This is a genomic window from Colwellia sp. (assembly GCF_013214175.1).
Lineage (GTDB): Bacteria > Pseudomonadota > Gammaproteobacteria > Enterobacterales > Alteromonadaceae > Colwellia.
Genome location: NZ_JABSPA010000003.1, coordinates 1 through 13,917 on the forward strand (window position 1 = coordinate 1; position 13,917 = coordinate 13,917).

12 protein-coding genes are annotated in these 13,917 nt (G+C 38.5%); 5 read left to right on the top strand and 7 right to left on the bottom strand.

The window, feature by feature from the left end:
- Both HRT55_RS08500 and HRT55_RS08505 read left to right on the top strand, forming a co-directional pair.
- Window positions 1–789 (top strand): MerR family transcriptional regulator (locus HRT55_RS08500; RefSeq protein ID WP_291620489.1); only part of this gene is annotated, 789 nt, incomplete at its 5' end.
- A gap of 270 nt (window positions 790–1,059) precedes the next feature.
- Complete coding sequence (locus HRT55_RS08505) at window positions 1,060–1,890, top strand: hypothetical protein (protein ID WP_291620491.1); 831 nt, start codon at window positions 1,060–1,062, stop codon at window positions 1,888–1,890.
- A gap of 211 nt (window positions 1,891–2,101) precedes the next feature.
- Here the strand turns inward: HRT55_RS08505 and HRT55_RS08510 are convergent, their stop codons facing one another.
- Window positions 2,102–3,226 carry an alkene reductase gene (locus HRT55_RS08510; RefSeq protein ID WP_291620493.1) on the bottom strand — a complete coding sequence of 375 codons (1,125 nt, stop codon included), beginning with the start codon at window positions 3,224–3,226 and terminating at the stop codon, window positions 2,102–2,104.
- 111 nt (window positions 3,227–3,337) lie between these two features.
- On the opposite strand from HRT55_RS08510, the gene HRT55_RS08515 reads away from it, so the two are divergent.
- On the top strand, window positions 3,338–4,228 hold the full coding sequence (locus HRT55_RS08515; RefSeq protein WP_291620495.1) for a LysR family transcriptional regulator: 891 nt from the start codon (window positions 3,338–3,340) through the stop codon (window positions 4,226–4,228).
- Window positions 4,229–4,589: 361 nt separating this feature from the next.
- Here HRT55_RS08515 and HRT55_RS08520 read toward each other — a convergent pair whose 3' ends face one another.
- Window positions 4,590–5,159 (bottom strand): class I SAM-dependent methyltransferase, encoded by a 570-nt coding sequence (locus HRT55_RS08520; protein WP_291620498.1) that lies wholly within the window; start codon window positions 5,157–5,159, stop codon window positions 4,590–4,592.
- Window positions 5,160–5,213: 54 nt separating this feature from the next.
- On the bottom strand, window positions 5,214–6,131 hold the full coding sequence (locus HRT55_RS08525) for a LysR family transcriptional regulator (RefSeq protein WP_291610392.1): 918 nt from the start codon (window positions 6,129–6,131) through the stop codon (window positions 5,214–5,216).
- A 271-nt stretch (window positions 6,132–6,402) separates the two neighbouring features.
- Here HRT55_RS08525 and HRT55_RS08530 point away from each other — a divergent pair, with 271 nt between their 5' ends.
- Window positions 6,403–7,380 carry a zinc-dependent alcohol dehydrogenase family protein gene (locus tag HRT55_RS08530; protein ID WP_291620500.1) on the top strand — a complete coding sequence of 326 codons (978 nt, stop codon included), beginning with the start codon at window positions 6,403–6,405 and terminating at the stop codon, window positions 7,378–7,380.
- Between the two features lie 186 nt (window positions 7,381–7,566).
- Here the strand turns inward: HRT55_RS08530 and ygjK are convergent, their stop codons facing one another.
- The 3 genes from ygjK to HRT55_RS08545 all read right to left on the bottom strand — a co-directional run bounded on the left by ygjK (window position 7,567) and on the right by HRT55_RS08545 (window position 12,055).
- Complete coding sequence (ygjK, locus tag HRT55_RS08535; RefSeq protein ID WP_291620501.1) at window positions 7,567–10,056, bottom strand: alpha-glucosidase; 2,490 nt, start codon at window positions 10,054–10,056, stop codon at window positions 7,567–7,569.
- A gap of 240 nt (window positions 10,057–10,296) precedes the next feature.
- Window positions 10,297–11,640: a M56 family metallopeptidase gene (locus HRT55_RS08540; protein WP_291620502.1), complete on the bottom strand. Its 1,344-nt coding sequence runs from the start codon at window positions 11,638–11,640 to the stop codon at window positions 10,297–10,299.
- Entirely contained in the window at window positions 11,633–12,055 is a 423-nt protein-coding gene (locus HRT55_RS08545) for a BlaI/MecI/CopY family transcriptional regulator (protein ID WP_291620503.1), read from the bottom strand. Before HRT55_RS08545 ends, HRT55_RS08540 begins: the two co-directional genes overlap by 8 nt.
- 148 nt (window positions 12,056–12,203) lie before the next feature.
- On the opposite strand from HRT55_RS08545, the gene HRT55_RS08550 reads away from it, so the two are divergent.
- On the top strand, window positions 12,204–12,902 hold the full coding sequence (locus HRT55_RS08550; RefSeq protein WP_291620505.1) for a hypothetical protein: 699 nt from the start codon (window positions 12,204–12,206) through the stop codon (window positions 12,900–12,902).
- A gap of 106 nt (window positions 12,903–13,008) precedes the next feature.
- On the opposite strand, the gene HRT55_RS08555 is transcribed toward HRT55_RS08550, so the two are convergent.
- A complete protein-coding gene (locus HRT55_RS08555) occupies window positions 13,009–13,917 on the bottom strand; it encodes an aldo/keto reductase family oxidoreductase (protein WP_291620507.1) in 909 nt (302 codons plus the stop codon).

Here is a 13,917-nt window from a genome sequence, read left to right on the forward strand (position 1 = left end):
AGTGTAAGTAAGCTAAGCGAAATTTCGGGTGTTACTATTCGAACACTTCATTATTACGATAAGGTTGGCCTATTAAAGCCACACCGACGTATTGATAATCACTACCGCGAATATACCCAAAAACATCTTGCTTTACTTAAACAAATAATTATTTATCGTGAATTGGACTTTAGTCTTGCTCAAATAAAAGACTTAATCTATGCCAAAGAGCTAGAATTTTTACAAATATTAAGTAATCAAAAAAAACTACTGTTAAAACGACAAGAAGAAACTCAATTAATTATTAACAGTATCGAGGTTACGATGAATACTTTAGCAGGTGAAAAAAACTTAGAGCTACTTTTTAGTGATATGCCTGGAGGCTTTACTGAAAAACTAATGAAACACAAAGGCGATGATGCATTTGACTCAATGCTTTCATCTTTAGGTGGACTTAGTAAAATTGAAATAGAACTATCAACAAAACAAACTGATGAATGGGCATTGGACTACAAATTAATGTTATCTGTTTCTGTAGGCTCCGAAAAAGTTCAGGAAAAAATAAAAGCTCATTATCTTCTTATGAATAGCTTATTTAAAAAAATTCACGGAGATAGCTTTAAAGGGATTGGATATAGCGGTTATTTAATACTAGCCGATAAAACCATATCGGAACCAATTACTAAAGCTGTTTATGAGAATTATCAAGTTGGTATGGCTGAGCACCTTTATGAAGCTATGATTATTTTCGCGGATAAAGAATTGAAAAAAAACGTTGAAGAGTATAAAAAATTAAATACTAACTTTTAGAGTAATACATACAAGAGACTATGGCTCAAGTAAACGCTATTTCAATACAAAATCTAATGGAACCTGTCCAATTAGCTGTAATTGCTAATGTCAGCAATGTGGTAAAAGTGAACCTTAGGTCGTAATCAATTGCTAACGAAAAATAGGTCTTTGTTAACTACTTCTTGGTGCGCATAGTTGACGTAAGTAACTGAAAAGATTAATGTCGGCCTAGAGCGATAAGCTGTCGTTAAATTTTATGCAGTGGAGTCAGCATAAACAAGGAAGGTTATGTCCCAACTATTAAAAATTTTCTTTTTCATCTGTGCCCTACTTTCTCCTACTGTGCATGCTGATGCCCCAAATTACTTTACTAAAGAAATTGATAATGAGTATCGTACTTTTATAAAGCATATACGTGAAATGTTACCAAAAACAGATTTACCACTAGCTTACTTACCTTCCTTTGAACCATTTAATTTGTTAGATGTTCGTCCACTTAAGTTTGGGGATAACAAGGACAAACAAGATTTCGCAAATTTTAACTTTGGAGTGTTCGGTGCAGCATTACTTAATATTAACAAAAAACAACTCTCTAATTTGCCAAGTGTGTCAATTTGTAAAAAGAATAAATGTAAAACTGAACGGTTAAAAGTAATCGATGCCTTTTTACTGGACGCCTCTTTACAATTAAAAAAACTACATAAAAATAAAGAGATATTCATTGTCCAACAAACCGCACATCATGTTTATCGTGTAAATAACACCTTTTATAGCCCTACGACTCTAATTACTTACTTCCCCTCAGAACACGCAGGGTTTGTTCCATCAGGAAACTTTGAAGTTACCTCTAAACTCGCGGATGCTCCTAAACTAATGGCTCTATCTGCTAGCTCAAATAAATTAAGAGCTATTATGGGAGAACACAAAGTAGCTGCAATAGCTAAAATAGATGAAGTCAGTACAAATGTAATATTTGGTGGGATAGGAGATAATCACTGGGGAGTTGTAATTGAGCATTATGCTAAATTACCAAAAGCAGGAGTCTCCAATCACATAGGGTTAGAATATGATATTGTTGAGGAAATTTCAGAAACTAGCTTTTATTATCAGACAAACTAAACGATCGAAATTGCCACTTTTAGGACGGTTAAATGATGTTATTTTTAATACTATTTATGTTAACTTCACTAATGAAAGCAGCTAGTGCAGTGGCTAAAATCAATTAGCCACTGCACTAGACGATAACTTAGGTCAGGCCTTCGAGGACCAAAATTATGACTTTCCTTGATTTTCTGGTGAGCAAATACCGTTACGATGGTATGTTTTTATATCACCCAGAGAATTTAGGGTAATCGGTATAGCCTTTATCCGTGCCGCCATACATGCTGGTAGGATCAACATCATTTAAAGGCCATTCATTACGAATTCGTTCTGGTAAATCCGGGTTAGCAATGAATGGGCGACCGAAACCAAAAATGTCACCTTTACCTTCTGTCAACACTCTCTGTGCTTTCTCTGGCGTGTATTTACCAGCGTACATAATTAATCCTTCGAAGGTATCTCTTACTTCTTGGTAAAACGCTTCAGGTAAATCCGGCGCGTTATCCCAATCGGCTTCTGCCAATGATAAATAGGCTATGCCTACTTCGTTCAGAACTTTAATGGCTTCGATGTAAGTTGTGTGCGGATCACTTTCAACCAAGCCTAAATACACCCGGTCTTCATCGGTGCTTTCAAACAAGGGGGCGAAACGCACACCTACTTTGTCGTGGCCAAAAACTTCAGTGACGGCTTGGGTAATTTCTTTCAAAAATAGTAAGCGGTTCTTTAAACTTCCTCCGTATTTATCTGTTCTGGTGTTGGTGTGCTCAGAAATAAACTGGTTAACCAAGTAACCATTAGCGCAGTGCAATTCAACCCCATCAAAGCCGGCCTCTTTGGCATTAATTGCCGCATTGCGATACATGCCTACTAAGGCTTCGACTTCTTCGGTTGATAATGCTCTTGGCTGACTTGGGTCTGCCAATGCACCTTCGCCTGGCCCTGTTTCAATGAACACACTTACCGAATCCGCTTTTATATCAGAAGGTCCTACAGGCGATTCTTGATTTGGTTGCAGCGAGTTATGAGAGACACGACCAACATGCCAAAGCTGCGAGAAGATCACGCCATCTTTGTCATGTACTGCTTTGGTTACTTTCTTCCAACCTTCGACTTGTGCTTTGCTATGAATGCCCGGTGTCCAAGCGTACCCTTGACCTCTGGGTTCAATTTGAGACCCTTCAGTGACCATAAATCCAGCTCCCGTACGTTGAGAATAATATTCTGCCATCAGCTCATTAGGGATATTGCCAGGTTGTGAACTTCTTGAGCGAGTTAACGGGGGCAAAACAATACGATTTTTTAATTTATAAGGGCCAAGTGAAACTTCGCTGAACAAACTGGAAAACGACATAAAAACTCCTGAAATGAACTGTTTAGTTCATTTATAATATGTAATAGATAGGTGCTATTTTAAACCGACACAGATACAATTAAAAACAAGATGAACCTGTAAGTGATACAAATGAAACTTTTAAATAAAATAGATATTCGTCAGTTACGAATTCTTCAAGGATTGCTTAAAGAGCGGAATTTATCCCGTGTAGCAGAGAAAATGGATGTCTCCCAACAAGCAATAAGTGACCAACTGCGTAAATTGCGCGATACCTTCGATGATCGATTGTTTATTCGAACTAGTAACGGAGTTATCCCCACCCCTTTTGTCGAATCTCTTAAGCCTAAAATAGATCACATTTTGGAATCATTAGAAAACCTGCTCAAACCTGATATCTTCGATCCGGCCACTGCTACAGACCTGTTTTCCATCAGTTCCACCGATTTCGAACAAAGAGTCATTCTGCCTAAGTTAGTGAATCTGCTTCGTCAAAAAGCACCTAATTTGAAATTGGCAGTGCGGAAGCTGGAATTAGATAAATTGGCAGAATCTTTAATGACTGGCGACGTCGATTTAGTGATCAGTAACCCTGCATTTGTGCCTGAGAGCTACCCTTCCATGCTCTTGTACAATGAAAACTATGTTTGTGTTGCCGGTAAGACCAACAAGAAAGTGAAAAAAAAGATGTCGGTGGCAGCCATAGCTCAAATTCCTCAATTAGTGGTTTCTCCTTCCAGCGGAGAATTTAGTGGGGCCGCTAATTTATGGTTTGAAGAACAAGGCCACCCCAGAAATGTAGTGCTGTCAGTACCTACTTTCACGGCAGCCAAAGCATGTATCGGCGAAAGTGATTTATGCGGCTTTATTCCCTCACGTTTACTCCCTGACCTACAGCTTAAAACTATCGAATTAGAAGAGTATCCTCCTAATTTTGAAGTCATTGCTGTCTGGCATCAAAGATCTAACCAGGACCCTCTTCATATTTGGATAAGAGGACAGTTAAAAAAACTTGTGGGATAGAGGGAAATCTATAAAAGTAAAATATATTTTAAGTCAGTAGACTCAATATCACCGGTTTTTAACCTGAAGTTTAGACTTATATTTGTACACATATTCCATATGAGACTATCCGGGGGTTTCTCCCTTTGCCATATAATTTAAAATTTATGTCAGTTGAATGGTCGGAAAGTTGACCTTCATATCGAGGAGGGTTAACGTCAATGTGCACAACGTGATCGTTACCAGCTTAACCATGAATAACAGCAATGGTGGCAAAGCGGACTATTTATTAAGATAAATTCACGTCTTAATTAGATCGTCTTTGTGGTACTGGCTGTCATTGGTCAATACCTGAAATCTAAAAGCTTAACATTGCTTGTTTTCACCTTTGTTTTTTATAAATTTTATATAGGTAAACCGGGGATTTATAAAAATCATCGATTTGTATAGTCTTGTAAGGTTGCCATGCTGGTAGGGCAAAATTATTGCTGATAAGAAAGTTAACGCCTGCTTGTTTTAAGTGCAGCTTATCGCTGATTTTCTCCATCGCCTGTGGGAATAAATAACACACTAATATCGATGCGGAAGATAAGTCCGCCTGATAAAAATCTTGTCGATGTAAAGTTAAGTTCTTTAATCCCAGTAGCTTCTTAAGTAAGGAGGATATTAGCCATGGCAGGTAGGATAATTCATAACCTACTACTGTCCTTTGCGGATGTCGCTTGGCAATACGTATTACAAAATTGCCCCAGCCACTACCCAGATCAATTATCGACCCTGCTTTTGTTTCTAATCCCGCTTCGTCAATTAATTGCATCATCGCTAGGTAAGCTTTATTTGAGCTTGGCATTGGTGAAATGCCTAATTTTACTGTGTTATAGATGATCGACACGGTAATAAATAGCACTATTAAGGCAAAAAACAGCAACAAAAAAAAATCAAATATTAGCAAGGGCACACTCTCCTGTTTTCTGTGTTAGTTATCAAAGTCGACCATGTTTTCAATTTAATCTTCTACCCTGTTTTCTACTACGTTTGCCACTAAATTATCTACTAGAAAGTCTAAGAAAACCCGTGTTTTAACTGACACCATTTCTCGCTTTAAATAAATAGCGTAGGTGGAGCTTAGTTCTTCATAAGGACTAAAGGTATGTTCGGGCATTACTTGGATGAGCGTGCCATCGGCTAACTCTTTTCTAACAGCCCATAGTGGCATTAACGTTAAGCCACTGCCATTTAGCACCAGTTGCTTTTGACCGTTAACTGAGTTCACAGAAATAGTATCGCTAATGGTTAATTTTGTTCTTTGTTCAGCCATTAAATACCAATCTTGCCAACGAGAATAGCTGTAGCGGATACATTGATGATCAATTAGCTCTTCAGGGCTTTGCGGCGTACCTTCACTGGCTAAATATTGTGGGCTGGCGCAAAGTAAAAAGTTATTAAAAGCCAAGTGTTTGGCAATCATACTTGAGTCAGTTAAGCGACCACTGCGAATAGCAACATCAATATTTTCTTCTACCAGATCAACAACGCGCTCGGTTAACTCAAGTTTGATATTGATATCAGGATATAAGGCGATAAATTTGGGAATCAATGGCAGTACAATGCTTTCGCCAAAGCCGACGGTCATACTTATTTTTAGTTTGCCTTTGGGATTTTCTTGTAAGTCATTAACGGCCTTTTTCGCTTCATCAAATTCAGCAACAATACGCTGAGAATACTCGTAATATTTTTGACCCGCTTCAGTTAAGCCAGTATTTCGAGTGGTTTTATTTAACAAACGCACACCTAGCTCTTGTTCAAGTGCTGCTAATTGCCTTGAAATAGAAGAGGGCTGGACATCAAATATTCGGCTCGCAGCTGAAATGCTACCGGTTTCTACCACACAATTAAAATACAGTAATCGATTTAATGAACTCATCTTTATTCCTTTAGGCCTGCTCTTAAACAAGGTCTGCTAAATAAGGGCTCTCAGGCACTAACTCTTATTAATAACTACTTTAACTTTGCCTTGCTTTAAAAGCAAAGGTGATTTGTCAGTTAGGTAATGGTTTGCTTTGTTGGCAAGGCATAAAATGGCCGCACTTAAACGAACAAGCAAAGCCTTTACTTATGTAATCAACTAAGTAAATAGCTAAGCAAGTAGCATAAGAAAATATGCAAACTAATTTAAATATATAGAGAGTAAAATTATGAAAGCAATGATCATTAAAGAAATCGGTAGCACAGACGTTTTCCAACTTGTTGAAAAAGCAAAACCAGTCGCGAAATCGGGCCATATGGTAGTAGAAGTAAAAGCTAGCAGTGTCAATCCAATTGATACCATGTTGCGTTCAATTGAATTGCCATGGTCGACAAACTTACCTGAAGTATTACACGGCGATGTTGCGGGTATTGTGGTTGAAGTGGCTGAAGACGTAAGTAACTTCAAAATTGGTGATGAAGTTTACGGTATGGCTGGTGGACTTAACGGTGTTGATGGTGCTTTAGCTGAATTTATGTTGGTTGATGCCCGTTTAATGGCGATGAAGCCTAAAACCCTAAGCATGAAACAAGCTGCTGCTTTGCCTTTGGTAGCAATCACTGCTTATGAAGCACTTGTGCAAAAAATGAATGTTAAAGCCGGAGACCATGTGCTTATTCATGGCGCTACGGGCGGCGTTGGTCATATTGCTATTCAATTAGCAAAAGTGCTTGGTGCTAAGGTAACTGCTACTTATTCTCCTGCTAATGAAGCGCTAGCCAAAACACTGGGTGCAGATAATTTAGTTGATTATAAAACTGAGTCGGTTGCAGACTATGTACAGGCTCACACTGCTGGTGTTGGTTTTGATAAAATATTTGATACGGTTGCCGGTGATAACATTGAAAAGTCCTTTGAGGCTGCTAAGTATAATGGTCATGTGGCAACGATTTTACCTATTGCCGATCCATTACAAATTGCCCTTAAAAGTTTGTCATTCCACAGTATTTTGATGCTTATTCCATTATGTCATGGCATTAACCAAGAATCACATGGTCGTATTCTTACTGAGATTGCTGAACTTGTTGATGCAGGCAAGATCACCCCTATTATTGATGAAAGCAACTTCTCAATTTGGGAAGTCGCAAAAGCTCACGATTACCTTGCTTCTGGCAAAGCGGTAGGTAAAGTTACCCTTACAGCATAAGCTTGATTTAAATTTATTTAACGAAAAGCTTCTAATTAGCTAATAGTCGCTTTTCTATTTTTATCAATTATATTAATCACCAGATAAAATAATAATGAGGATAAATTTTCAAGAACAAGGCGCTTGATTGACCAATAGCTGGCTATTGGGATTGAAAGCAACGATGTTATTGGATATTTAGGCCATTTATTTAGCCAAAAACTCTCGGTATAACATCAATAAATGTGCAGCACTCCAGCTAAAGTTGGTAGCGCCTTGTACCGCGCCCGTTTCAGGGTTGTAGTTCTCTCTAATCGCACCATTTTCACTCAAACCTTCGGCATTATTAAATAATTTTTCTGCTAAGGTTTTAGCTTCTTGATGATAACCATAATTATCGAGGGCGATTAAGCCAAAATAGACTTGATCTAACCAAACACGGCCACGCCAGTATATGTCAGCATCATAAGCTGGATTGGAGAGTGCAGCTGTACCTAGCGGGATAGTGGTATTAAACTCATTACTCTTTAACATGACATTTTTTACCCGCTCGGCTTTATCTACGTCAGCTATATTGGCCCATAATGGACTCCAGCCCTCAGGTCCTCTACCACGTGCCGTTAATAATTTACCGCTACAGCCATTTTTGTCGATTTTATCACTCTTCATATTAGTGGCGGTAAAACTTCGGTCATAGTAAAAGCCTCTAGCTTCATCGAAGAAACACTGGTTAATACGTTTGGCTAACACTTTAGCTGCTTGCCTATAGTCTGCGGCGAGATTTTTTTGCTGCAGTAGCTCTGCCATATTGGCCAATAATGTTTTTTCATGAGCAAGGTAGGTATTTAACTCTACCGATTCTTGATTGATTGAGAAACCTAATAAATCACCGGCGTCATTCGTGTTTTGATAGAACATCACTTGCCAATCTTTACGAGCCTTATTTACGTCGCCTTGGTAGTTTTTCTTGGCATAATCTGATAATTGCTCGGCATTGATAAAACCGAATCTGGCGGCATTGTCCATACCCGACTCCCAACCCGCGCCATGTTGAGCACCAATATCAATATCATCATAATCGCTACTGGCGATGATATTTCGGTAAAGGCTGATACCTGAGCAAAGATACCAATTTTCATCTGCGCTTTGGCAGGAACTTAAGTCAATGCTGGGGCTTTTAGGCTTAGCGTTGCTAGGTTTAGCGTTATTAGGAGGAGTTACATAGCGCACTTTAAAGCTGATATCGCCTTGTGCGTTATTATGGTATCTATGTTTAGTTGCACCATACTCAACCAAACCGTTTTGGTTATGATCTCTGTTGCGATACCACCATTGATGATAGCGCTGTAATTTAGGTAACATTTCTTCGATAAAGCTAACATCTTTTGTAGCTTTATATATCTCCCATACCGCCCAACTAGCCAGTGGTGGTTTAGTGTTGCGCTCATTCCAATTACCGCCGTCACCGCCACGGGCTTGGTCTTTGTTGTAAAATATGGCGTCAATTACCATGCCTTCATCTTGTGGTCTAAGGGCATCATCTGCTTGAATTTGATAGGCAAACATTGCACGAATATTTTCTTTGGCGATTTCGCTATTAAAGTGCGCCATGGCATAAGCATGTTTCCAGCTATCCCACGCCCATACACCATTAAACCAACGTGCGGTAACCGAAGGCGTAACACCAGCGTGGCTTAATTTACCGGCCGGACTACGCCAATTGCCATTAAGGGTTTCAATGGCTTTGATAGCGACTTTATTTTGAGCTTTACTTCGCTTGCCAACGGCCATGCCTTTTTCAAGGTATTGCTGCCAACGTTGTTGTGTCGCTACAATTTTCTCTTGAGGTTTTTCCAAAGCTGTTTTGATAAAAGCTTGCTCAGCATCTGCTTCAGTTTGGTTATGAAAGTAACTTTGTGTACTAAATAGGCTAGTACTGCTATTTTTAGCAATGTTGATTGTGCCTGTGCTCTGGTAGCTATGCTGTTTTTGGTTAATGGTGGTTTTAGTCGCGAGTGAACGTGTTATTTGATATTGCGCACTATCACTGGTCATAATATTCCAGGTATTGCGCACTTCACTAAAATGAAAAGTTATTCCGTTAGCATTTGCAGCAAGACTTCTTTGCCATTGGGGCAGGGCTTGTTTAACGGTCTTTTTATCATCCCATTGTGACAATAACTGACCTTGCCATGTTAGTGTCAAAGCAAGTTTGTCATTACTGTGGTTGGTTATTTTTGTTTCAATAATAGCTGTTCGGCTACTGATGAAATGTAAGGTTAAATCTAGCGTTAGCTCTTTAAATACAAATTTTTGCTGCAGTTGACCAGGACTTGAAGTACGTTCTATTTTTGCTTTTGAAAAGTCTAAGTTTTCTTTTCGGGATAAATCCCTAATAGTTAACAGCTCTAATTTTTCAGCAATAAATAAGCTGTATTCTTCGGCAATAATCATAGGACCAGTGAAGGCGGCGTAATTATTTTCTTGCTCAGGCAATAAAAAACCGTGCCAAGCGCCTAAATCAAACAGTGGATTAAAACGTTGGTTTTGGTATTTGTCGTAGTCTTTATGTTGTTTAGGTGTACCAGCTCTATCGATGACATTGCTGGTATTATTTGTCGTTGCTAAAGCAAGCAGTGGCAATAACATGAGCGATATTAGTGTTAATGCTAACGATGCATTTCTAATTAATGGCATTAATCTTCTTCTTATTTGAACTTGTTGGTTTACCAAATTCGGCCATAAATTAGGTCGAGTGGTCTTAGATAAACGTACTATGAAGTAAGTTCGGTATATTGTATATCATTTTTATTTGTAACAAGGCAGGGTATCTTTTAATGGGAAAGATAAAATTTAAAGGGTCATGAAAAACAAAAGATAAAAAAACCTGTAACGCAGGGAAGGCCTTACAGGTTCAACGGATTAATTATTTATAATCTACTGACTTACTTTGATACGTTCAATCAAAGACTCTGGCATGGCAGATGACTCACTCATGACAAAGTCTAATTGCACTAATAAGTTGGTATGAATAGTATCAGTGGCATTATAGCGCCACTGTTTTAAAGCGGTGACCGCAGATTTATCAAAGATATAAGCGGGCTTGCCATTAATCACTTCGACATGACTTACCGAGCCATCGGCTTCTACATTAAACATCAATACCACTGAGCCTTCTGTTCCCGCTTTAGCTGCGGTAACAGGGTATTTAGGTTCAATCCGGATGGTAGGCGATAGGCCATTGACTACTTTTTGAATGCTACCCTTTTTACTTTCATCTTGGTGCAGTTGATGACCCGCATAACTAACACCAGCCAGTAATGAGCTTGATACTAGGGTAACCAAACTTAGTTTAGCTACTTTAGCGATAGTGCTCTTTGCTGAGAAGGCTTTTGACATCTGTTTTATTTGTTCTATTCGATTAAACATAAAGTGTTGTTCTCCATTTTGCTTAAAACTATTCTTAAAACTAAGTAAGGTAAAAGCGTTAGGTGGTGACGTTTCCGCCGCTAAGACTAGTGCTTTACAGTATTGGATCCTGGATTGGGTATGCTTTCGCGCCAAAACAACTTGGTCACAGGAATGCTCTTGATCTTGACGAAATGCCGCATAAGCACGCCAAGCTAGCGGATTGAACCAAAATAGCGCTAAGAGCATAAGCGCTAGCTGATTCGTCCACATATGGTGCTGAGAAAAATGACACATTTCATGACTGATGATCAGCTGTTGCTGCTCAGTGCTATAAAGTGTCTCAAAGTCCTCAGGAATAACTAAAACTTGTTTGAATAAACCGATAAGTATTGGGCTATGAATATGGCTGCTTTGTGCAAGCATTAACTTTGTTATGCCACTTTCGGCTATTTGTTGTTGATGTTTACCGTCAGTTAAGAATGTTAATTTTAACGCTCTGCGATAGTTATATTGGCTAACACTCCAATAACTAATAAGTAGGGTAAAACCTAGCACCCAAGTACTGCTGAGCCATAAACCTAACAGATTATCTATTGATAATTGCTGGCTAATGCTCTGGCTTGGCGTCACTAAATAACGTTGCATTAAGCTATTATGTGATTCAATAGCTGTTAGCTCACTCATGCTTAGCCAGCTTAAATTTTGCCAAGGTAAAGGCAAAAAATAAAGCACTAAACTCAATGGAATAACCAGCCATAAGTTATAAACAGTATTGGCATCGATACTTTTTCTTAATGGCTGGCGAATAAGCAGCATTAGCGACAATAAAACGGTTAATGGCAGTAATGAATTAACTAACGCGCTAATCATTATTTTTCTCCCAGTCAGAAATTAATGATTTTAATGCGTTAATATCGTCTTTATTAAGATCATTTTTCTTAGCAAAGCCAGCCACCAGAGGCGCTAGTTTGCCGCTAAACATACGCTCGATTAAGCTGGTGCTTTCTTTTAATGTGTAAGCTTCACGCTCTAATAAAGGGGAATATAAATAATGACGTTGCTGTTTTTCAAAATTAATAGCCTGTTTTTTTACGAGGCGGTTTAGCAATGTTTTTACCGTTTTATCATGCCACTGCTTCTCTTGATTTTTATCATCAGCACTATTGGCATTAACATTGGAACTAGCACTTTCATTAAGTTTAGCAATTATATCGTTAGCGCTAGCAGGGTAGTTTTGCCACAGTGCTTCTAATACTTCAAATTCGGCATTACTGATTTCAGTCATTATTATTTCCAGTTTTTTTCTAGGTATAATTCTAGGTATCTTTAACTATTACAAGTGTAATCCATGAATTAGGATTACACTTGTAATCTTAGCTGTCAATTGTTATTTTGATCTAGGTTACTTATTGGATACTAAGGATTGTAATAAAATGAAGATGATAAGTGTTTTGTTGATGTGCTTTTTTATTTTTGCGTGTTCTTCAACAAAGGTGCACCTTTATACACGTTATTTATCAGCGGAAGAAACTGAAGCAGTGACTAAAAATCTAGAGGGATTAGGCTTTGATATCATCGTTAATACGCTTGTTTTTCCCGATGGTATTGAGCAATCCACCTTACTTTATTCGCCATTTGTTGAAGGAGAAAATACTTTAAATATCCTAATCGATACACTGGCTAATATTGGTTGGCTTGTCCCTACTGTACAGCTTATCTTTGCTGGCAATCACTATTACACTAAAAATAGTGTTGGACTGCTGTTACTGCCTGATGGGGTGAGGCAAAGTGATAAAGTGACAAGGCAAGATCTGGTCAATGAATATGAAAGCGGAAATTGTCAGGACTCAATGACACTCAGGCTAAATAGTGATGCTAGTTATCAATTTTTATATTTAACTAAAACTGACCATCAATCCCGGAAAAGTGAGCAGCTTAAAGGTAGTTGGCAGATCACCAGTTACCCTTATATTGAGTTGGTTTCGTCAAATAAAATGTGGCGTTTCTATTATGAAATACAAAAAAATATAGAAACGGATGTGGTGGGTAAAATAGAAATTATTGAATTAAAGCCAGTAGATGACCATTATACCCTGCCGAAATGCAGTTTTCTCTATGGGCTAAGAGTTTAATTTTAGTTGTATACTTTTATAGGAAAACGTATAGGCAAAGCAGCGTATTAGCAAAACTAATACGCTGTCAGTATTTTATTAAAGATTCGCGACTTAAGGTTACGACTTAAGGCTGCGCATAGCCGTTTCTGGCTTCAAGCAAGCGATACCAGTCAGCATGATTATATTCAATCCCTAAGGCTTGTTTAGCGGCGACAATTCGCTCAGGCGTAGTTGAACCAATAATGGGACATATATTAGCTGGATGTTTAAGTAACCAAGCTAAAATAAGCTGCCAAGGTGAACAATTATATAACTCAGCTTGCCGCGCTAATTCAATTTCAATACGTTGTTCATCAGCCGTAGAGAAGGTATTTCCCCAAGCAGGATAAGCTACACCGCCGAGTGGACACCAAGCTATAGGGGTTATGCCTAACTGCTGACATTGATCTAAGCTACCGTCGGTCAAGCTGCTGATATTATGAATATTAATTTCTATTTGATTGACAAGTAATGGCTCATCTAACGCTGATTGCAATAAGCTTACTTGTGACGGGCTAAAGTTACTGACGCCAAAGTGTTTCACTTTTCCGCTAGCTTTTAGCTGTTGAAAAGTTTGCGCTACTTCTTCGGCATTAAATAAATAATCAGGGCGGTGCAGCAAAAACATATCTAGGTAATCAACATTTAACCGCTTTAGAGAATTCTCAACACTGGTAGTTAAATAGTCTGTTGAAAAATCATAACGCTGGGGCTCAAAGCGAATGCCCGCTTTGGAGGTGATAATAAGCTGTTCACGTATTGTTGGTGTTTCTTGTTTAAGCTCAGTTAATAACTCGCCAAATAAACTTTCACAGTGACCTCCGCCATAAATGTCGGCATGATCAAAATGGTTATAACCCGCTTCAAGTGCCGCTCTAAGTGCTAGCTTACCCTTGGTTTTATCTGCAGGGGTATTACCACCGACAATGCGCATACAGCCATAAATAAGGCGCGAGCTGGTTATTGAGGATGAAGTGAAATTAATTTTTTGCAT